At 72.5% G+C, this 20,160-nt stretch carries 15 protein-coding genes; 9 read left to right on the plus strand and 6 right to left on the minus strand.

The genetic code is table 11. The features are described from left to right. The first annotated feature begins 20 nt into the window (after positions 1-20). From ACH4FX_RS34665 to ACH4FX_RS34685, 5 genes are all read left to right on the plus strand, one after another. Positions 21-1,664 (plus strand): APC family permease, encoded by a 1,644-nt coding sequence (locus ACH4FX_RS34665; protein ID WP_398485427.1) that lies wholly within the window; start codon positions 21-23, stop codon positions 1,662-1,664. A gap of 92 nt (positions 1,665-1,756) precedes the next feature. Beyond that, positions 1,757-3,331 carry a Y4yA family PLP-dependent enzyme gene (locus tag ACH4FX_RS34670; RefSeq protein WP_398485428.1) on the plus strand — a complete coding sequence of 525 codons (1,575 nt, stop codon included), beginning with the start codon at positions 1,757-1,759 and terminating at the stop codon, positions 3,329-3,331. Beyond that, the gene (locus ACH4FX_RS34675; RefSeq protein ID WP_398485429.1) at positions 3,328-4,674 is read left to right on the plus strand and encodes a pyridoxal-phosphate dependent enzyme; all 1,347 of its coding nucleotides are present in this window, start codon (positions 3,328-3,330) and stop codon (positions 4,672-4,674) included. Before ACH4FX_RS34670 ends, ACH4FX_RS34675 begins: the two co-directional genes overlap by 4 nt. 6 nt (positions 4,675-4,680) lie before the next feature. Then, positions 4,681-5,892, plus strand: coding sequence for an aminotransferase class V-fold PLP-dependent enzyme (locus ACH4FX_RS34680; RefSeq protein WP_398485430.1), 1,212 nt, complete (start codon positions 4,681-4,683; stop codon positions 5,890-5,892). A gap of 100 nt (positions 5,893-5,992) precedes the next feature. Continuing rightward, entirely contained in the window at positions 5,993-6,751 is a 759-nt protein-coding gene (locus tag ACH4FX_RS34685) for a class I SAM-dependent methyltransferase (protein ID WP_398485431.1), read from the plus strand. A gap of 36 nt (positions 6,752-6,787) precedes the next feature. Here the strand turns inward: ACH4FX_RS34685 and ACH4FX_RS34690 are convergent, their stop codons facing one another. Then, a complete protein-coding gene (locus tag ACH4FX_RS34690) occupies positions 6,788-7,585 on the minus strand; it encodes a VOC family protein (protein ID WP_398485432.1) in 798 nt (265 codons plus the stop codon). Positions 7,586-7,672: 87 nt separating this feature from the next. Further along, positions 7,673-8,422, minus strand: a complete 750-nt coding sequence (locus tag ACH4FX_RS34695; RefSeq protein ID WP_398485433.1) for a SigB/SigF/SigG family RNA polymerase sigma factor — start codon at positions 8,420-8,422, stop codon at positions 7,673-7,675. A gap of 443 nt (positions 8,423-8,865) precedes the next feature. Here ACH4FX_RS34695 and ACH4FX_RS34700 point away from each other — a divergent pair, with 443 nt between their 5' ends. The 3 genes from ACH4FX_RS34700 to ACH4FX_RS34710 all read left to right on the plus strand — a co-directional run bounded on the left by ACH4FX_RS34700 (position 8,866) and on the right by ACH4FX_RS34710 (position 12,044). Continuing rightward, the gene (locus tag ACH4FX_RS34700; RefSeq protein WP_398485434.1) at positions 8,866-10,965 is read left to right on the plus strand and encodes a catalase; all 2,100 of its coding nucleotides are present in this window, start codon (positions 8,866-8,868) and stop codon (positions 10,963-10,965) included. A 463-nt stretch (positions 10,966-11,428) separates the two neighbouring features. Then, on the plus strand, positions 11,429-11,635 hold the full coding sequence (locus ACH4FX_RS34705) for a hypothetical protein (protein WP_398485435.1): 207 nt from the start codon (positions 11,429-11,431) through the stop codon (positions 11,633-11,635). Between the two features lie 208 nt (positions 11,636-11,843). Then, positions 11,844-12,044: a hypothetical protein gene (locus ACH4FX_RS34710; protein WP_398485436.1), complete on the plus strand. Its 201-nt coding sequence runs from the start codon at positions 11,844-11,846 to the stop codon at positions 12,042-12,044. Here ACH4FX_RS34710 and ACH4FX_RS34715 read toward each other — a convergent pair. From ACH4FX_RS34715 to ACH4FX_RS34725, 3 genes are all read right to left on the minus strand, one after another. After that, positions 12,008-13,216, minus strand: a complete 1,209-nt coding sequence (locus ACH4FX_RS34715) for an amidohydrolase (protein WP_398485437.1) — start codon at positions 13,214-13,216, stop codon at positions 12,008-12,010. The genes ACH4FX_RS34710 and ACH4FX_RS34715 overlap by 37 nt on opposite strands. 599 nt (positions 13,217-13,815) lie before the next feature. Then, positions 13,816-14,958, minus strand: coding sequence for a Vms1/Ankzf1 family peptidyl-tRNA hydrolase (locus ACH4FX_RS34720; protein ID WP_398485438.1), 1,143 nt, complete (start codon positions 14,956-14,958; stop codon positions 13,816-13,818). 301 nt (positions 14,959-15,259) lie between these two features. Then, positions 15,260-16,975, minus strand: a complete 1,716-nt coding sequence (locus tag ACH4FX_RS34725; protein ID WP_398485439.1) for an ABC-F family ATP-binding cassette domain-containing protein — start codon at positions 16,973-16,975, stop codon at positions 15,260-15,262. 497 nt (positions 16,976-17,472) lie between these two features. Between ACH4FX_RS34725 and ACH4FX_RS34730 the strand changes: the two genes are divergently transcribed. Next, positions 17,473-18,972, plus strand: a complete 1,500-nt coding sequence (locus ACH4FX_RS34730) for an amino acid permease (RefSeq protein WP_398485440.1) — start codon at positions 17,473-17,475, stop codon at positions 18,970-18,972. A gap of 82 nt (positions 18,973-19,054) precedes the next feature. On the opposite strand, the gene ACH4FX_RS34735 is transcribed toward ACH4FX_RS34730, so the two are convergent. Then, the gene (locus tag ACH4FX_RS34735; RefSeq protein WP_398485441.1) at positions 19,055-20,044 is read right to left on the minus strand and encodes an alpha/beta fold hydrolase; all 990 of its coding nucleotides are present in this window, start codon (positions 20,042-20,044) and stop codon (positions 19,055-19,057) included. Positions 20,045-20,160: the final 116 nt, after the last annotated feature.

Consider the following 20,160-nt stretch of genomic DNA (forward strand, 5'->3'; position numbering starts at 1 on the left):
AACATCAGGAAGGAAGTTCGGTGTCGGAACGTCAGGTGACGGGTGAGGTCGACGGGGCCGGTGCGCCAGTGGTACTGGCGCAGGAGCGCCGATTGCGCCGGGACCTGGGGTTCTGGGGGCTGACCGCGATCGGCTTCTCCAACATCGTGGGGTCCGGCTGGCTCTTCGCCGCCCTCTACGCGGCGCAGACGGCGGGCCCCGCCTCGCTGCTGTCCTGGATCGGCGCGGGACTGCTGTGCGCCCTGGTCGCCCTGGTCATGATCGAGCTGGGCGCGTCGCGGCCCGAGGGCGGCGGTACGGTCCGCTGGCCGCTGTTCGCCAGCGGCCGGCTGGTCGGCACCCTGGTGGGCTGGTCGGTGCTGCTCTCGGTGGGCGGCACCGCGGCCGAGATCAGTGCGATCATGCAGTACGCCGCGCACTACGTGCCCGGCCTCTACAGCGGCCACACCCTGACCCTGACCGGTGTGGGCGTCGCCGCGGCGCTCAGCGTGGTCCTGACGGCGCTGAACTGGTTCGCGGTGCGGATGTTCGCGAAGCTGAACAACCTCATCTCGGTGTTCAAGATCGCCGTACCGGTCGTCACCGTCCTCGCGCTCATCGCCTCCGGCTGGCACGACGGCCGGCTGACGGATCACGGCGGGTTCGCGCCGTACGGGTACGCCGCCTGCCTGACCGCGCTGGCCGGCGGCGGCATCGTCTACTCCGTCAACGGCTTCCAGGCGCCGCTGGACTTCTCGGGCGAGGCCCGCAACCCCCGCAAGACCATCCCCGCCGCCGTCCTCACCGGCATCGCCCTGGCGGTCGCCATGTACCTGGCCCTCCAAGTCGCGTTCCTCTTCACCGTTCCCGAGAACCTGCTCGGCGGCGGCTGGAAGGGCGTGTCCTTCGACAGCCCGTTCGGGCAGCTGGCGCTGATCCTCAACCTGCACTGGCTGTCCAGCCTGCTGTACGCGGACGCGGTGATCTCCCCCGGCGGCTCCGCGTACGTGGGTGTGGCGATCAACGCCCGGCACACCTACGCGCTCGCCAAGAACCGCACCATCCCCCGGTTCTTCATGAAGGTGAACGAGCGGTACGGCGTGCCGCGCCGGGCGCTGGCGGCCAACCTCGCGGTGATCGTGATCTTCCTGCTGCCGTTCGGCGGCTGGCAGGACATCGTCAGCGTCATGGGCAACATGTACCTGCTGATCTACGGGGCCTCCGCGGTCGCCGCGGCGGTCTTCCTCGCCGACCCCGGCAGCCGCACGTCCGGCTGGGTGCCGGGGCTGCGCTGGATCGCGCCGGTGAGCTTCGTGGTGGCCAGCGAGTTCGTGTACTGGTCGGGCTGGCACAACCTGCGCCTGGCCCTGCCACTGGTCCTCGCCGGACTGCTGGTCTTCCTGGCCATGCGGCGCGCCGGCGACGGCGCCACGGACGCCGTCGGCGACCGGGACGGCGCCGGACGGCGGCTGCCGCTCCTGGCCGAACTGCGTACCGGCGCCTGGCTGGTGACGTACCTGGCGGTGCTGACCGTGCTGTCCTGGCTGGGCACCTTCGAGGGCTCCGCCCGGCTGCCCGCGCCGTACGACTCGCTGGCCGTGGCGGCCTTCGCGCTCGCGGTCTTCTTCTGGGCCGTACGATCCGGCGTCCGGCACCTGACGGAGTCCCGGACCGCCACGGTGTGAGGAGGCGTTCCGGCCGCCCGCCGCGGCCGGAACGCCCCGGCCGGTTCCGCGGATGAGGTGGCCTTCGGTCCGTACCGGGGGAAGTATCCCGTATGGACGTTCCCTTGTACCTGGAACCGCGGTTGGAGTCCCGACTGGCTTCCCTGCTGCGCGCAAGGACGTTTCTCCATACGCTCGCCGGCGGCCTCGGGTCGCCGCTGAACGTGGTGTTACCGGACCGGATCGCCGAGAACCTGGCCGCCTTCCGCACGGTCTACCGCCGCCACCACCTCAGCGGCGGCATCTACTTCGCCCACAAGGCGAACCGATCCAGCGCCCTGGTACGGCGGCTCGCCGCCACGGACGCGGCCATGGACGTCGCCTCCCTCGGTGAACTCCAGCACGCGCTGGGCTGCGGGTTCGCCCCGGACCGGATCATGGCGACCGGGCCGAAGAACCCGGAGTTCCTGTGGCTGGCGGCCCGCTGCGGCACCGCCGTCAACATCGACGGCCCGGGAGAACTGGACGCACTCGCCGCTCTGGTCCGCGGCCACGGCCTGCCCCGCGTCCGCATCCTGCTGCGGCTCTCCGGCTTCCGCGCCCCCGGCGTCCGGCTGCTCACCCGGCAGAGCCGCTTCGGTACGGCGGAGGGCGACCTGGACGCCCTCCTCAAATCGGTCGAGCGGCACACCGACGCGGTGGAGCTGACCGGGGTGGGCTACCACCTCGACACCACCAGCCCGGCCGAGAAAGCGGTCGCGCTCGAAGGGTGCGTCAAGGCCCTGGACACCTGCCGGGCCCGCGGCTTCACACCGCGCGCCGTGGACATCGGCGGCGGCTTCGGCACCGACTACCTCGCCGACGGAGCGCAGTGGCAGCGCTACACGACAGAGCTGACCAACGCCGCCCTGGGTACCCGCCCACCCATGACCTGGCGCCGGCACACCTACGGCCTCCGCAACGAGAACGGCACCCTGCGCGGCGCGCTGGCGCTGTACCCCGCCCACCGCCCGACCGCCGGCGCCCCGTACCTGGACGCGCTCCTGTCGCTCCCCGCTCCCTCGTTGGGCCGCCCGCTGGCCACTTTGCTGCTGGAAAACCTGTATGAACTGCACACGGAGCCGGGCCGCGCGCTGGTGGACCAGTGCGGGGTCACCCTGGCGCGGGTGCTGGAGGTGCGCCGTACGGAAGCCCCGGAGCGCACGGAGGCCGCAGGCCGTACGGAAGCGACGGACCGCACGGACACCGCGGACCGTACGGCCCCGGACCACCTCCTCGTGCGCCTGGACGCGAACGCCGACGACATCGGCCTGGAGGAACACGGCGTCCTGGTCGACCCCGTCCTGGTACCGCGGGCCGCGCGGACGGACACGGGCACCGGCCCGGTGGCGGTCTACCTCGCGGGCAATCTGTGTCTGGAAGCCGACATGATCACCCGGCGTGCGGTTCACCTGCCGGCCGCGCCGGAACCCGGGGACCTGTTGGCGTTCGCAAACACCGCCGGTTACTGCATGGACTTCAGCGCCGACGAGGCGCAGCAGCAGCCCGTCGCCCGCAAGGTCGCCGTATGGCAGGAAGAGGCAGCGGAGACGGCGGACGGGCCCGGCCCGGAGGACGCTCGCTGGCACTGGTGCCTGGACGAGCAGTACTGGCCGCACGTAACCCGCCGGACGAAAGGCCCTGCATGAGGTTCGAGCGCATCACCGACGTCATCGGCAACACCCCGCTCGTGCGCATCGATCCGTCCGTCCACGGCCTGCGCACCATCGACCTGTACGCGAAACTGGAGATGCTCAACCCGTTCGGTTCGGTCAAGGACCGGGCGGCCTGGAACATGGCACGGCCGGGGCTGTCCGCCGCCGCGGGCGAGGGCCGCACCGTCGTCGAACTGTCCAGCGGCAACACGGCCAAGGCGCTGGCCGTGCTGGCCGGGATGTACGGGGTGCCGTTCAAAACCGTCACGAACCGTATGCGCATTCCGGAGATCAAGGACCTTCTGCTGCTGCTGGGCGCGGAGGTCGAGGAACTGCCGGGGCAGACCGAGTGCCTCGACCCGACGAACACCGACGACCCGCTCACCCAGTTCCACCAGGCGCTCACCGAACCGGGCAGCGCCTATCTCTACACGGACCAGTACTACAACGACCGCAACACGCAGGCCCATGTCGAAGGCACCGGCCCGGAGATCATCAAGGACCTGGACGGCCGGGCCCCGGACGTCTTCATCGCCTGCGTGGGCACGGCCGGTTCGTCCACCGGGGTCGCCCGGGTGCTGCGCGAGCACGACCCGGCGGTGGACGTGGTCGGGCTGGTGTCGCACAAGTCGGACTTCGTGCCGGGCATCCGCACCATCGACGAGGTGCAGGAAGTCGGCCTGTTCGACCCGGACACCTACGACACCATCGCCTCCGTGACCGCGGACGAGGCGCTGGACGGCATGCTGGCCCTGGCCCGGCGGTGCGGCATCCTGGCCGGCCCGACCAGCGGGGCCGCGTACTTCGGTGCCGTACGGTACCTGCGCGAGCTGGACACCGGACCGGCGCCGGAGCCGGAACCGGACCGGCCGGCGGAGCGCCGGACCGCCGTGTTCATCGTGTGCGACCGCATCGAGAGCTACCTCGGGTACGTACGTCAGCGGCGCCCCGAGCTGCTGGGCCGGCCGCCGCAGCCGAACTCCCTCGCCGCGCTCACCGGCGCCGAGGTGAGCGCGGCCCCGGACATCGACGTCGAGGGCGCCGTGCGCTGGATCGAGAGCGACCGGCCGCTCGTCGTGGACCTGCGGAGCCCGTTCGCCTACGCCGCGCTGCACATCGCCGGTTCCGTCAACATCGTGGACGAACTGTTCGGCGAACTGGTCCGCGGCGGGCTGCCGTTCAGCAAGAGCCGCCCGGTCCTGCTGGCGTGCCCGGTCGGCGAGCAGTCCGCCCGGTACGCCGCGCTGCTGGCCCGCATGGGCCACCCCGACGTACGCAGCCTGCGTGGCGGGATCATCGCCTGGCGCGACGCGGGCGCCCCGCTGGTACGGGAGTGAGCACCGATGACCACGATGAACGTCCCCGTCACCGCGGCCCTGGAGGAGCTGCGCGACTGGCACACCGCCGTCCGCGCCCAGTTCCCGATCATCACCGGGGCCCCGCACCTGGCCTACCTGGACAGCGCCGCCACGACGCAGAAGCCGCAGGCGGTCCTGGACGCCGTGCAGCACTACCTCACCACCGGCAACGCCAACGCCGGGCGCGGCACCTACACCTGGGCCAACCGGACCACCGCGCTGGTCGAGGAGACCCGGCAGCGGATCAAGGAGTTCCTCGGCGACCCGGCGCCGGAGCGCTCCGGCGTGCACTTCGTCAGCGGGGCGACCGCCGGGCTGCGCGCCGTCGCCCGGGACTGGCTGGCGGACCGGCTGTCCGACGGGGACGAGATCGTGGTCCCGCTCGCCGACCACCAGGCGAACATCGTGCCGTGGCTGGAGGTGCGGGACCTGCTCGCGCGGCAGGGCGTACGGATCCGGGTCCGGCCGATGCCGTACCAGGCGGGGTCCGGCGACTACGACCCGGCGGCCCTGGCGGAGCTGGCCGGGCCGCGGACCAGCTTCGTGGCGGTCACGCACGTCCACCACGTCTACGGCGGCGACATGAACGTGCACCGCATCCGCCGGGCGGTGGGGCCCGACGTGCCGATCTGCCTGGACGCGGCCCAGAGCGTGGGCCACATCCCCGTGTCGCTGGCGGACCTGGACGTGGACTTCGCCGTCTTCTCCGGGCACAAGGCCCTGGCGCTGCCCGGCTCCGGCGCCGTGTGGGCCCGTAACGCGCGGGGCCCGGTGTTCGAGCCCGGTGGGTGGGACGGCAGCCCCAACACCACGGGCATCCGCAGTCTGCGGGCCGCGTTCGACTGGCTCGACGCCGCCGGGACCGACCGCGTCGAGCGGTGGACCACCGCGCTGGCCGCCCGGCTGACCGAGGGGCTGCGGCAGCTGCCGGCGTACGAGGTGCTGGGATGCCAGCGCAGTCTGGCGGCCGGCTCGGACGTGCAGCGGCGCCAGGGCATCGTGACGTTCCGGCACCGCGGCATCGCCTCGGGGGACCTCGGCTTCGCCCTGTTCGACCACGGCTTCATGGTCCGCTCGGACAGTCTGTGCCAGGGCAGCGGGGGTGAGCGGCAGCACTCGGTCCGGGTGAGCCTGCACGCGTACAACTCGCCGGAGGAGATCGACCGGCTGCTGGACGCCCTGGGAGCGTGCGCCTGACCCCTTTGGAGTGACACCACGCGATTGGAAACCGTTTTCACCTGTAGGTTGAGAACCACTCGGCGGACAGGTGCGAGACGGCGAAGGTGGCGCGACCGGGATGGGACTGAGCTTGGCTACGGCCGCGCGGTGGGTGCAGCGGTGGGAGCGGCAGCAGCAGCGGTACGCGATCGACCGCGAGGAACGCTTCACGGTCGTCGCGGACGCCGTCGAAAAGGTGACGGGCCATCAGGACCGGGCGCTGGTGCTCGATCTGGGGTGCGGCCCCGGTTCCCTGGCCGCGCGCCTCGCCCGGCGGCTGCCCGGCGCGGACATCGTGGCCGTGGACAAGGACCCCGTACTGCTCGCGCTCGGCGAGGCCCACTACGGCGACACGGTGCGGTTCGTCGAGGCGCCGGTCGGCGCGGCCGGCTGGACCCGCGCGCTGGACCTGGACCGCCAGCCGGACGCGGCCGTGTCCGCCACCGCGCTGCACTGCCTCGCGCCGGCCGCGCTGCGCCGCGCGTACCAGGACCTCGCCGGCCTGCTGCGGCCCGGCGGTGTGCTGGTCAACAGCGACCGGTTCCGCGGTCCGGCGGGCGACCGGGCCGCGGAGGTCGCCGTACAGGTCGGCCTGCGGCGGGCCGAGCGGCAGCGGACGGCCTGCCGCGAGGACTGGGCGTCCTGGTGGGCCGCTGCCGCCGCCGATCCGGAGCTGGCCGACCCCTTCACCGCCCGTCGCGCCCGGCACACGCCGCACAGCACCCACAACGGCCTCCCGCTGTCCCACCACGTACGGCTGCTGCGCCGGGCCGGCTTCCGGCACGCCGCGCCGGTCTGGCAGTTCGGCGAGGACGCGGTGCTGGTGGCGGTGCGGTAGCCCGTACACACCGCGAGCCGGGGGCCGCGGGCCGGGTCAGGGGTGGGCGCCGATGATGTGGAACAGAGTCCCGTCGGGGTCACGCAGCTCGGCCACCGGCCCCTGCGAGGTGCGCTCCGCCTTGGCCTCCACCTGGCCGCCGAGCCGCTGCGCGGTCTCGACGGCCTCCTCGACGCTGGGCACCTGGAAGTGGATGTTCCAGCGCGGCCGTACCTGCGGGTCGGCCGCCGCCTCGATCGCGCCGCCGTAGAGCCCCACCGCGTCCCGGCCCTCGACGCTGAGCACCACCCGCTCGTTCTCCCAGCGCACGTCGAAGGGGGTGCCGGTGTCCTCGCTGTACCAGTCGAAGAGGTCGCCGTAGAAACGCGCGGCGTCGAACGCGTCCCGGGTGCGCAGCTCCACCCAGGTCGGCGCGCCGGGGCCGACCGGCTGCCGGTTGGTCTGCGGTGTGCTCTCGCGGCACTCCCACAGGCCGAAGCGCGCGCCGGCGGGGTCGGCGGCCAGCGCCAGCCGGCCCGCGTCGAAGTCCAGCGGGCCGATGGCGACCGTGCCGCCGCGCTCGCGCACCCCGTTCGCCGCGTCGTCCGCGTTGCGGGTGCCGAAGTACGTGGTCCACGAGTTGGGCAGCTCGGTGTGACGGGCGGCCGCGCTCAGCCCCGCCACCGCCGTGTCCCCGGCCATCGCCCGTACGTACGGGCCCCACCGGTCCGGACCGGCCTCGAACCGCCAGCCCAGCAGCGGTCCGTAGAAACGCGTCGCGACGTCGAGGTCCCCCGTCAGGAGGGTGGCCCACGACGGCACCCCGGGAACGAACGTCATCTGGCAGTCGCCCATGAAAAGCCGGCCCTTCTCCACCATTGTGTCCAGAACTGCTACTGCGGTCCTACCAGGAAAGGCAGGACCGCATGTCATTTCACCGGCTCATGCCGCAACCGAACTGGCGGGCGCCTCGGGGCCGGTACCGTCGGCCTGCTCGCGAATGCGTGCGCAGGTCCGTTTGATGAGGCGGCACACATGCATCTGGGAGAGTCCCAGTTCCTCGCCGATACGGCTCTGGGTCATATCGCAGAAGAACCGCATGTAGAGGATGCGCCGCTCCCGCTCCGGCAGGCCGCGCAGCCCGTCCCGGACCGTTTCCCGGGCGAGGACCAGTTCGTACTGCGGCTCGGTGAAACCGATGCTGTCGCGCAGCGCGAAATCGTCGTCGGCACCCGGCCGCTCGGCATCCAGGGAGAGGGTCTTGTAGCTTTCGATGGCTTCCAGGCCCAGGATGACGTCGTCGGCGGAGAGCCGGGTGCGCTCGGCGATCTCCGAGACGGTCGGGAAACGACTGTCGGAGGCCGCCGCCAGTTCGCGTACGGCGAGGCGTACGGTATTGCGCAGTTCCTGGACGCGCCGGGGTACGTGCACGCCCCAGGTGCAGTCACGGAAATGCCGCTTGACCTCCCCGACGATGGTGGGGATGGCGTAACTCTCGAATGCGCTGCCACGCTCCGGCCGGTACCCGCCGATGGCCTTCACCAAGCCCAGTGCGGCGACCTGTTTCAGATCGTCCATGCTTTCGCCGCGGTCCCGGAAACGCAGGGCCAGGCGCACGGCCATGGGCAGCCAGGAACGAGTCAGTTCGTCGCGCAGCCGCCTTTTCTCCGGGCCCTCGGGCAGTTCTGCCATGCGGGCGAAAACGGCGTTCGTCTCCGCCGCGTCCGGCGTGTCCGGAAAGGCTCGTCGGCGGCGAGACGGAGCCGTGGCGGCTGTGCTCACGGGATCACTCTCCCAACGGACGCGGGGTCTGGGCGTCGTCACCGAGACGGACGGAAAGCACACCGGACGGACGGTGTACGACCACCCGCTCACCCGGCCTGACCAGGCATGCGGTGCACGCCCAACGTCTGCATCACGAGCATAGGACGATTCGGTCCGGCCCGCCCGCGGAGATGTCACGCGTCGCTGCATCCCGCTCACGGAACGGCGCGAATTACATGTTTGATGCACCGACCAACCGGTTACCCAGCGGGCGGAGTGCCGTCGCGGCGATACGGGACGCGGCGCGCGCGAAATCGCCGTGCGGGCGCCCGCACGTTTTCCGTACCGGGCAGACAAGGAGCAGTGACCCGATGGCCGACCCGAAACAGGAACAGCGGGACCGCTACCGCGCCGCAGATCCGGACTCCGGACCGATGACGACCGACCAGGGTGTGGCCGTCGACCACACCGATGATTCGCTCCGGGCGGGCGAGCGCGGGCCCACTCTGATGGAGGACTTCCACTTCCGGGAGAAGATCACCCGCTTCGACCACGAGCGGATCCCGGAGCGCGTGGTGCATGCGCGCGGAGCGGGTGCCTACGGTTACTTCCAGCCGTACCGGTCATGTGCGGAATTCACCCGGGCGGCGTTTCTCCAGGACCCGTCGGTGAAGACTCCGGTGTTCGTCCGGTTCTCCACCGTGCAGGGGCCGCGTGGTTCCGCGGACACGGTGCGTGACGTACGGGGATTCGCGACGAAGTTCTACACGTCGGAGGGCAATTACGACCTGGTGGGGAACAATTTCCCGGTCTTCTTCATCCAGGACGGCATCAAGTTCCCCGACTTCGTGCACGCGGTGAAACCGGAACCGCACAACGACATCCCGACGGGCGCCTCCGCGCACGACACGCTCTGGGATTTCGTCTCCCTCCAGCCCGAGACACTGCACACGATCATGTGGCTGATGTCCGACCGGGCCATCCCGCGCAGCTACCGGATGATGCAGGGCTTCGGCGTGCACACCTTCCGGTTCGTCAACGCGCAGGGTCAAGGCACGTTCGTGAAATTCCACTGGAAGCCGAAGCTGGGCGTGCACTCCCTGGTGTGGGACGAGGCGCAGGAGGCGCAGGGCCGGGACCCGGACTTCAACCGGCGGGACCTGTGGGACAGCATCGAGGCCGGCGCGTACCCCGAGTGGGAGCTGGGCGTGCAGCTCGTACCGGAGTCCGAGGAGCACGACTTCGACTTCGACCTGCTGGACCCCACCAAGATCATTCCGGAGGAGCAGGTCCCGGTCGAGCCGATCGGGCGGATGGTGCTCGACCGCAATCCCGACAACTTCTTCGCCGAGACCGAGCAGGTCGCCTTCCACACGGCGAACGTCGTGCCGGGCATCGACTTCACCAACGACCCGCTGCTCCAGGCCCGCAACTTCTCCTACCTGGACACCCAGCTGCTGCGCCTCGGCGGCCCGAACTTCGCGCAGATCCCGGTGAACCGACCGGTGGCCCCGGTCCGCAACAACCAGCGCGACGGCTTCCACCAGGACGAGATCCACCGAGGCACCAACTACTTCCCGAACTCGCTCGGCGGCGGCTGCCCCGCGCTGGCCGACCCGGACGACCCGGCGTTCCGGCATCACACCGAGCGCGTGGACGGCCACAAGATCCGCCGCCGCAGCCCCAGCTTCGCCGACCACTACACCCAGGCGGCGATGTTCTGGCACAGCATGGCCGGCTGGGAGCAGCGGCACATCGTCGACGCCTTCCGCTTCGAGCTGGGCAAGGTGGGGGCCAAGGAGGTCCGGGCCCGTACGGTCGAGCAGCTGTCGTACGTCGACCACGCGCTGGCCGTCGCGGTCGCCGAGGGCATCGGTGTCCCCACTCCGCCGGAGCGCCCGAACACGCCGCAGCCGACGCCCTCCCCCGCGCTGAGCTTCGAGAACAACCGCGGGGACGGCTCGATCAGCACCCGGCAGGTCGCGGTGCTGGTCTCCGACGGCGTGGACGCCGCCCAGACGATCGCGGTCCGCGACGCGCTGACCGAGGCCGGCGCGAACGTGGAGCTGCTCGCCCCGCAGGACGGCACCGTGCAGGACAAGGACGGCAGCACCCTCGCCGTGGACCGGGCGCTGCCCACCGTCGCCTCGGTGCTGTACGACGCGGTGCTGCTGCCCCCGGGCGGTCTGGACTCCGGCAACGCGGTGGCCGACGACGCGGCCCTGCGCTTCGTCCGCAGCGCCTACCGGCACGGCAAGCCGATCGGCGCCCTGGGCGCGAGCGTGGCCAAGCTCGCCGGACTGCTGCCGGGCGAACTGCGCACGGCGGCCGAAGGGGACTCGACGGTCTCCGAATCCGGCATCGTCACCGACCGGCTGCCGGACGGCACGACGGCCCAGGACTTCACCGCCGCCTTCACCGAAGCGGTGGCCGCCCACCGGCACTGGAACCGGCCGGCCCTGCCCGCCTGAGGCGGGGACCGGGATCGCGGTGGACCGCATCCGGTTCCTCACCCTGAACGCCCTGGCTCCCCGGTACGCCGACTGGAGCCGCCGGCGGGCGGTCATCGCCGGGGCCGTCCGCCGGCTGCGTCCGGGCGCCCCGCCCGCCCGGGCGCCCGGTCGTCGCGCGCCACAAGCCGAGCCGGCCGTACGGATACGAGCGGGAACGCGAGCTCCAGGTCGTGGCCTGCGCCCGCATCGTGGAGGAGTGCCTGGCTGACCGGGAACACGAGGACGGTCCTAGGGGCGCGTGCTCCCCCGAGGAGGCGCACGCCGTCGTGCTCGGCGACTTCGACGCGCCGCCGGACTCCGCGAGCATGCGGTTCTGGACCGGTCCGCAATCGCTGCACGGGCTGAGCATCTGCTACCGCGACGCCTGGGCCGACGCGCACCCCGGCGCCCCCGGCCACACGTTCCGACCGGACAATCCCTGGTGCGCCGCGGCGACATACCCGCCGACCCCGGACGCCGCATCGACCACATTCTCGTACGCTGCGGCAGCCACGGGCCCACGCTGACGGTGGCCGGCTGCGACCGTTTCCTGGTGGAACCGGTGGACGGGGCCCGGGCGAGCGACCACTACGGGATGACGGCCGACCTGGCCGTACCGGCGCGGCCACCCAGCGAGTGGGCCCCGTGACGCCGCACGCGGTCCCCGACGGGCCGGACGCCGCAGCTCCGGGCATGATCGTCACGCGCCGGGGCACCCGGAGGGGCGTGGGGCACCCGGTGCCCCCGGGAGCCCGGCGCCCGTAGCGAGCGCCCGCGGGTCCGCGCCCCGCGGGCCCGTACCCGTGGTCCGGCCGGGCCGCTCCCCCGCCCCCTGAACCACGAGGAGGGACCATTCCATGGCCAACGACCGCAAGTACACCGACTCCGTCGCCGACGAAGTGGTCAAGGAGTTCGAGGACGCGGAGCTGGACGTCACGGAGGAACCGGACGAGGACGAGCGGGTGGGGAAGGAGGGCGACACCTTCTCCACCAACCTGGAGGAGCAGCAGAACGCGGCGGGTCACCCCCGGGGCGAGCCGGACGACGAGCACCGGTAGGCCCGTCCCCGGTGCGCCTGGGTGATCCGGACCCGCTGCTCCGGGTCGGCGGCCAGGTCCGCGGCGGTGCGGGCCAGCGCGAGGGCGGCGTCCAGCACCGCGCGGTCGGCCTGCTCGCCGATCGTGGCCGCGGCGAACTCGGGGGTGTGCGGCAGGGCCGGGCGGCCCAGACCGATGGTGGGGTGGATGGCGGGCAGGAACTGGCTGACGTTGCCCATGTCGGTGGAGGCCCCGATGGAGACCGCGGGCTCGACGGTACGGCCGAGGGCCCGTGCGTGCCGTGCGTAGGTGTCGCCGAGCCAGGCGTCCTGGCGCAGGTCGGCGTAGGCGGCGGCCGGTTCGGTCAGCGTCAGTTCACACCCGGTGGCCACCGCACCCGCCTCGAAACAGGCCCGTACGCGGGGCCACAGCGCCTCCAGCTCGGCCAGGGTGTCGGCGCGCAGCTGCCAGCTGATGCGGGCCCGCGCCGGAATGATGTTGGTGCGGTCCCCGCCGTGCGTGACGATACCGTGCATCCGTACGCCGTCGGGCAGCTGCTGGCGCAGCAGGGCCAGCGCGGTCTGCGCGACCACGCAGGCGTCGGCGGCGTTCAGGCCGTCGTAGGGGGCTATGGCCGCGTGCGCGGCGCGCCCCTGGTACTCCGCCTGCACCGCGTTCGCGGCCCGGGAGGTGCCGCCGTAGTCGTCCACCGGGCCGGGGTGGACCATCATCGCGAACGACACATCGTCGAAGGCGCCCGCCCGCAGCATGTGGATCTTGCCGCCGCCGCTCTCCTCCGCGGGCGTGCCCAGCGCCTTCACCCGCAGGCCGAGGCCGTCGGCGGCCGCCGCCAGGGCGATGGCGGCGCCCGCGCCCGCGGCGGCGATCAGGTGGTGCCCGCAGGCGTGGCCGAGGTCCGGCAGCGCGTCGTACTCCAGGCACAACCCGACGGTCAGGTCCGCGTCGGCCGGCCCCGCGGTCGCCGTGAAGGCGGTCGGCAGCCCGGCCGTTCCGCGCTCCACCGCGAAGCCCTCGTCCGCCAGCAGCGCGGTCAGCGCGTCCGCCGCGTAGTGCTCGGCGAAGGCCGTCTCCGGGTGGGCGTGCACATCACGGGCGAGTTCGAGCAGTCGCCCGCCGACGGCGTCGAGCCGGGCGCGGATCACGTCGTCGGACGTGGGGACGGTACGGGCCACAGTGAGCCTCCCTGTCAGTAGTCGGCCCCCAGCTTCCCAGGTCGCCCGGCCCCCTCAGGAAGGCCACCGCCCCCATCGGTACGACGACCGCCTCCCCCGCTGATGCGCCACGCGCCTCGTGGGACGGACGCGCCACGCCGCCCGGCGTGCGCCCGATTTCCGCGACCGGGCGCGGAACGTGCGCCCTGTCCCGCCGGAACCCCCGCTCCTAGCCTGCGAGCGTGGGCCACAGGAGGATGAGCGAAAGGAAGGTCGAGTTGACGTGACGGTCATCGCCGAGGCCGAGCGCCAGCCGGTCCAGGTACCCCCAGCCGTTCCCAACGGCGCCACCTGACCAGCTCGGCCCTGCCTGCCGGGGCGGCCCGGGACCCGACGGCCTGCCCCGGCGGAAGGAGCGGGAATCCGGCGCGACGCCATACCGTCATTCCCGCCTGATCACTAGTCGTCAGCCGCGTCAGTCCTCCCTGCTCGCCGGTCGGCGTCCGGTCGGCAAGCAGCAACTGCCCTGTCGGATCGAGCGGTTGCCCCGCACACGAAAAACCGGTGTCCCGGGCAGCAGAGGAACTGCCCGGGACACCGGTCTCCGGCCGGTCGTGTGGTTACTCGTGTCGGGTCGGGGCGCTCCAGCGGAGGATGGCGCCGAGGCCGCCGGTGGGGGCTTCGGCGGGGTCGCGGACGACTACGGCGTCGGCTCCGTTGGCGGCGGCGGAGCGGAGCAGGGCGTCGTCGGCGCGGGCCGCGGACGGGTGGGTCTCGCCCAGGTACTGGAGTTCGGAGTTGCGGACCGCCAGCTGGTCGGCGCCGCGGCCCACCCAGACCTCGCGGCCGGCGTCGGCGCCGCCGGGGGTGAGGATGAGGGTGTCGATGCGGTGTTCGCGCGCCGCCTCGACAAGGGCCGGTACGCCGGACGCGGCGTACGCGGGGGCGGTGCCGCCGACGTCGGCGCCCGCCCGGAACCGGTTCAGGACGTCCGTGACGCGGTCGTGCTCGAACGCCGCGCGGACGTGGGCGATGTCGCGGTCCAGCTTGGTGCTGTCCGCGCCGGCGGCCCGGCCGCCGTGGTCGGTCTCGAAGGTCACCGGGCGCAGCTGCTCGGGGAGCTTGTCGTGCACCGAACGGCGTTCGCGCGGGTCGCCCGCCAGGAGCATGATCTGGGCGCCGCAGCTCTCGAAGACCCGCTGGGCGGCCTCGGCGATCTCACCGGCGTTCTGCTCCCAGGTGTTCTCGACCGCGGTCTGGAAGTGCCGCTCGGACCAGTCGGCCGTCGAGGTGCGGTGGATCGGCCAGTCCAGGCCGTCGACCGTACCGGCGTCCACGGCGCCCTGGTCGCTGTGCAGCGCGAAGTCGGCGCCCTCCCGGTCCACGTACACCACGAGGCAGGGGACGTCGTCCGCCGCGGCCTCGGCCCACGGGGTGATCCGGGGCAGCGGCGACCAGGACGCGAACGAGCGGGCGGGCCGGCCGGAGAGCGGCGCGTCCAGGACGACCTCGCCGTCGGTGGCGAAGACCACCCGGCCCGGCAGGGCCGCCGGTTCGCCGTCGGCGCGGGCGTTCGCCAGGGTCGCGCGGACGGCGTCGCACGTGGCCCGGTCCGCGCCCTGGCCCGCGAGCTGCCGGGCCGCCGCGTCCGCCGACAGTTCCCGCTGCTTGGCCGCGTCCTCGGTGCTGTGCGGCACCTCGGCGTACACGGATGCCCACGGGCCCGGCCGGTCGATGATCGGTTGAAGGAGCGAGAGGTGCATGGCGCTTCCTCCTCAGAATGCGCGGGTCACCGACTGACATGTCCTACAGCCTTGACGGTGATGTGCTGACGGTGTTCCGGGTGCCCGGTTCCCAGCGGTTTCCACGTGTACGGACGGTTCTCATGAGGTCCGTGTGCCGGGAGTGCGCCGCCCGGCCCCGTCCGCACGCGTGCCCGTTCACCGCGCCGTCATGCCACGCCGCCACGGGACCGGTCGCCCCTTCACCCTCTTCCTGCGGGCTTCCCCTCCACTGTCGGCCCTCGGGTGGCGGGGCGCACCCCGGAGCGCGCCCCGCCCCCGCTCAGCGGCTGCCGGCGGCGCGCTCCCGGACCGCCCGGCCGCCGTCCAGCTCCAGCACGCGCCCGCGGAACCCGCGGCGGAAGCGGCGGTCGTGGGAGACCACGACCACCGCGCCGCGATAGGCCGCCAGCGCCTCCTCCAGCTCCTCGACGAGGCCGAGGGAGACGTGGTTGGTCGGTTCGTCCAGGACGAGCAGGTCGGCGGGGCGGGTGACCAGGCGCGCCAGCTCCAGCCGGCGCCGCTGGCCCACGGAGAGGGCCGCGACCGGCACCGCCAGATCGTCCTCCCGGAACAGGCCGAGGGACAGCAGCGCGGGCGCGTGCTCGTCGGGCGGGCCGGGGAGGCCGGCGGCGAAGGCGGCCAGCAGGGACCGCCGGGGCGGTACGGCGGACAGCTCCTGCGCCAGGTAGCCCGTGCGGGCCGGCCGGCGCACGGTGCCCGTGTCCGGGCGCAGATCCCCGGCCAGCACGCGTAGCAGGGTGGTCTTGCCCGCACCGTTCGGGCCGGTCACCAGGAGGCGGTCGCCCGGTGCGACGGTCAGCCCGTCGAGGCGCAGGCGGTCGCCGACGGTGATGCCGGTCAGCTCGGCGAGGGGGTGCGGGAGCCGAGGGCACGGGATCCCGTTGCCGGTGGGCGGGTACGAGGGTGCGGAGACCGTGGGGGCGCCGGCGGCCGGTCCGCCGGGGCCCTGCGCCGGGGCGTCGTCGGCCCCGGTCCCGTACGTGGTCAGTTCCGCGCCGAACCGGAGCGGTACGGGAGGCGGCGGCACCGGGTGGCGCCGGAGCCGGGTCAGCCGCTGCCGGGCCGCTCTGACCTGGCCGGACAGCTTCGCCTCATGGGAGCGGCGATGCTTGCCGAAGCCCTCGTGGGGGTCCTTGCCGGTGCCGGCCAGCCGCCGGCCGGCCGACTCCGCCAGCTCGGCGGTGCGGGCGACCTCCGCGCGCCACTCCTCGTGGTCCTGTGCCCAGCGGCGGCGGGCCGCGGCCTTCGCCGTGCGGTAGCCCTGCCAGCCGTCGCCGTACCGCGTGACGGTCCGCAGGTCGCGGTCGACTTCGAGGATGTCCGAGGTGACCGCTTCGAGCAGCTCACGGTCGTGGGTGACGACGACCACCGTGCCGCGATGGGCCTTCAGGTGCGCCTCCAGCCAGTCGGTGGCCTGCTGGTCGAGGTGGTTGGTCGGTTCGTCCAGCAGGAGCAGTTCGGGGGCGGCGGCCAGGACGCAGGCCAGCGACAGCCGCGACCGCTCGCCGCCGGAGAGCGTGCCGAGCACCCGGTCGCGGGTGAGGTGCGCCAGGCCGAGGCCGTGCAGGGCGGCGTCCACGCGGGCGTCCGCCCGGTAGCCGCCGCGCTCCTCGTAGGTGGTCAACAGCTCGCCGTACGCGTCGAGTTCGTCCGGCGTGGCGTCGGCCAGGGCGGCTTCCGCCGCGCGCAACCGGGCTTCGAGGGCGCGCAGTTCGGCGAGGGCGGCGTCGACGGCGTCCTGGACGGTGCCGCTCGGGTCGAGGTCCGAGGTCTGGCCGAGGTGGCCTACGCCGCCGGGGAAGGACACGGTGATCTCGCCCGTGTCCGGTGGCTCGGCCCCGGCCAGCAGCCGGAGCAGCGTGGATTTGCCGGAGCCGTTCTCTCCGATGACGCCGGCCTTCTCGCCGGGACGCACGGTCAGTGACACCTGCTCCAGTACGGCGCGGTCGCCGTAGGCGAGGGAAACGTCCTTCATGGTCAATTGGGCGCGATGGCGCACGGGAAATCCCTGGGTACGTCATGGCCGCGCCGTGCGGTTGCGCGCACGGGGGCCGGATTCTGAAAGAGGCCGGAAAGCAGCACGGCGGTACGCGCGGCTGCGGGGAAGGCGACCGCGGAACCGGCCCGGCGGCTGTCACCGCGCGGACGGGCGCGGGCGCCACCGGTCGCAGGCGGGACGGCCGGGCATCAGCCGGCCGCGGTCACGCCCGGTCTCTCAGATGAAGTAGTACCAGGAAGCCATGGGTCCCACTGTAGCCGACGGGGGTGGCGCGGGACCGGGAATTTCCGTGCGGCGCCACGGCACCGGGCGGTGTCCGCCGATCCCGCGGAGGTCCGGGTATTCCGGGCGGCGGTCCCAGTATTTGAGACGCCGGAGCGTTACGTTGCGAGGACGCGGACGCCTGACGGACACTCCGACCGGGAACGCGTACGACCGTTCCCGTACCCCTGAGAGAGTTCGGAATATCCACCGTGAGTCTGCTGCGCAAAAAGCCTTTGGAGCGAGCCGTCAAGGAGGCTCGCGGCGAAGGCGAACAACGCCTTCGCCGGGACCTTTCCGCTCTGGATCTGACCATCCTCGGGGTCGGTGTCATTCTCGGCACCGGAATCTTCGTGCTCACCGGCACGGTGGCCCGGAACATGGCCGGACCCGCCGTGGCGCTCTCCTTCGTGGTGGCCGCGGCGGTCTGCGCCTGCGCTGCGCTGTGTTACGCGGAATTCGCCTCCTCGGTACCGGTCGCGGGCTCCGCGTACTCCTACTCGTACACGGCGCTCGGTGAATTGCCGGCCTGGATCATCGGCTGGGCGCTGAGCCTGGAACTGACCCTGGCGACGGCGGTGGTGGCGGTCGGCTGGTCCGGCTATCTGCAGTCGATGCTCAACGGCATCGGCCTGCATCTGCCGGCCGCGGTCAGCGGTGGCGACGACGCCGTGCTGAATCTGCCGGCGGCGCTTCTGGTACTCGTCCTGGGCGCGGTGCTCGTCGTCGGCGGAAAGCTGTCCAAGGGCGTCACCAATGTGCTGGTCGGCATCAAGTTCGCCATTGTGCTGCTGGTCATCGTCGCCGGGCTGTTCTTCATCGACACCGCGAATTACCACCCCTTCGTGCCGGAGGCCCAGCACACCGCGCGGGTTTCCGGGCTACAGGCCCCGGTGTTGCAGCTGTTGACCGGCATCACCCCGACGGCATTCGGCGTCGCGGGAATTCTGAGCGCCGCGGCGATGGTGTTCTTCGCCTACATCGGCTTCGACATGGTGGCGACCTCGGCGGAGGAGACCCGCCGGCCGCAGCGCGATCTGCCCATCGGCATCATCGCCTCGCTGGTGGTCGTGACCGTGCTCTACGTCGCGGTGTGCCTGGTGGTCACCGGAATGCAGCACTATTCGGAGCTGTCGGTGAAGGCGCCGCTGGCCGATGCCTTCACCGCCAAGGGCCACCCCTTCTTCGCCACGGTCATCAGCCTCGGCGCGGTGGTCGGCCTCGCCGCGGTGAGCCTGATCTGCTTCCGGTCGCAGAGCCGGGTGATCTTCGCGATGGCCCGCGACGGGCTGCTGCCGAAGGCGCTGTACAAGGTGGACCCGCGGCACGGCACCCCGAAGATCAACCTGATGGTGCTCTCGGTGATCATGGCGGCGCTGGCCGCGTTCCTGAAGTTCGACCTGCTCGCCGAGATGGTCAACATCGGCACGCTGTTCGCCTTCGCCGCAGTCTCGGCCAGCGTGCTGATCCTCCGGCGCACCGCCCCCGACCTGCCCCGCGCCTTCCGCACCCCGTGGGTGCCGGTCATTCCGATGATCTCGCTGCTGTGCTGCCTGTACCTGATGCTCAACCTCCAGCTGATCACCTGGGTCGGCTTCCTGGTCTGGCTCGCGGTCGGCCTCGCGCTGTACTTCGGGTACGGCCGGCGGCACAGCAGGCTGAACGAACGGGCGCGGGAGACGGCCGAGCCCGCCGACGCCACGGTGTCGTAGGCGCTCACCATGGGGCGCGGGCGTTCCCTCCGGGCCCGCCGCAGGCCGGTTCCGCACCGGCCCGCGACGGGCCCGTCCCGTCTCACTTGGCCGCGGGCAGCTCCGCCAGGAACTCCAGCAGCGCGGCGTTGACCTCGTCGGGCCGTTCCTGCTGCGTCCAGTGGCCGCAGCCGGGCAGCGCCGGGGCCTGGCGCACGGACGGCATCATCCGCTCCAGGGCGGACAGCAGGTCGCCCACGCCGGGGAAGGCCCTGACCAGGTCGCGGTCGCCCGCGAGGTACAGCCCCGGGACGTCGATGCCGCGGCCCTGGAACGGTGCCGTCAGCTCCCAGTTGCGGTCGATGTTGCGGTACCAGTTCAGGCCGCCGGTGAAGGCGCGGGCGCCGTGCCGGGCGTACTCGCCCACGAAGGTGTCCACGTCCTCCTGGCTCAGCCAGCCGGGCAGCTCCTCCGGGTCCGGCATGGTGTCCAGCAGCTTGGCGCCCTCCGGGACGACCCACGGGCGGGGCGGGTCGGTGAACGGGCTGTCGCCGGAGCCGTTGGTCAGTATGGCGCGGAAGGTGGTGTTCAGGTCCTGGGCCAGCTCGGCGTCGGCGACGCCCGGCTCCTGGAAATAGGCCTGGTAGAAGCCGTCCCCGAGCAGCTCGCGCAGGTGGGCCAGCGGCGCCACGGGCGAGCGCGGGGCCGGCGGCACGCTCAGCCCGACGACGCCGCGTACGACGTCCGGGCGCAGCTGCGCCGTCGTCCAGGCCACCGGGGCGCCCCAGTCGTGGCCGACGACGACCGCCTGCTCCTCCCCCAGCGCGTGGATCAGGGCGATCACGTCGCCCGTCAGGTGCAGCATCGTGTACGCGGCGATGTCGGCCGGCTGCTCGCTGCGTGCGTAGCCACGCTGGTCGGGGGCGACGACGCGGTAGCCGGCCGCGGCCAGCGGCGCGAACTGGTGCCGCCAGGAGTACCAGCACTCCGGGAAGCCGTGCAGCAGCAGAACCAGGGGGCCCCGCCCCTGTTCGGCGATGTGCAGCCGGACGCCGTTCACCTCTACGGAGCTGTGCTCGACTGCGCTGGTCACATGTCCTCCTGCGGTCGCTCGCGGACGGTGCGGGCACTGACGTTACGCACCGAACGGTACGGCCAACGGCCGCGGAGCGAAACGCCCTTGCCCGGGGCGCCGCCCGCCGCGGCCCC

The organism is Streptomyces sp. NPDC018019 (assembly GCF_044327805.1).
In the GTDB taxonomy this organism is placed as follows: Bacteria; Actinomycetota; Actinomycetes; order Streptomycetales; family Streptomycetaceae; genus Streptomyces.

Bases quoted from the DNA above. Each gene is read 5' to 3' on its own strand.
- ACH4FX_RS34670 (WP_398485428.1), top strand. From the start codon at position 1,757: ATGGACGTTCCCTTGTACCTGGAACCGCGGTTGGAGTCCCGACTGGCT.
- ACH4FX_RS34675 (WP_398485429.1), top strand. From the start codon at position 3,328: ATGAGGTTCGAGCGCATCACCGACGTCATCGGCAACACCCCGCTCGTG.
- ACH4FX_RS34680 (WP_398485430.1), top strand. From the start codon at position 4,681: ATGACCACGATGAACGTCCCCGTCACCGCGGCCCTGGAGGAGCTGCGC.
- ACH4FX_RS34685 (WP_398485431.1), top strand. From the start codon at position 5,993: ATGGGACTGAGCTTGGCTACGGCCGCGCGGTGGGTGCAGCGGTGGGAG.
- ACH4FX_RS34690 (WP_398485432.1), bottom strand. From the start codon at position 7,585: ATGGGCGACTGCCAGATGACGTTCGTTCCCGGGGTGCCGTCGTGGGCC.
- ACH4FX_RS34695 (WP_398485433.1), bottom strand. From the start codon at position 8,422: ATGGCAGAACTGCCCGAGGGCCCGGAGAAAAGGCGGCTGCGCGACGAA.
- ACH4FX_RS34700 (WP_398485434.1), top strand. From the start codon at position 8,866: ATGGCCGACCCGAAACAGGAACAGCGGGACCGCTACCGCGCCGCAGAT.
- ACH4FX_RS34710 (WP_398485436.1), top strand. From the start codon at position 11,844: ATGGCCAACGACCGCAAGTACACCGACTCCGTCGCCGACGAAGTGGTC.
- ACH4FX_RS34720 (WP_398485438.1), bottom strand. From the start codon at position 14,958: ATGCACCTCTCGCTCCTTCAACCGATCATCGACCGGCCGGGCCCGTGG.
- ACH4FX_RS34725 (WP_398485439.1), bottom strand. From the start codon at position 16,975: ATGAAGGACGTTTCCCTCGCCTACGGCGACCGCGCCGTACTGGAGCAG.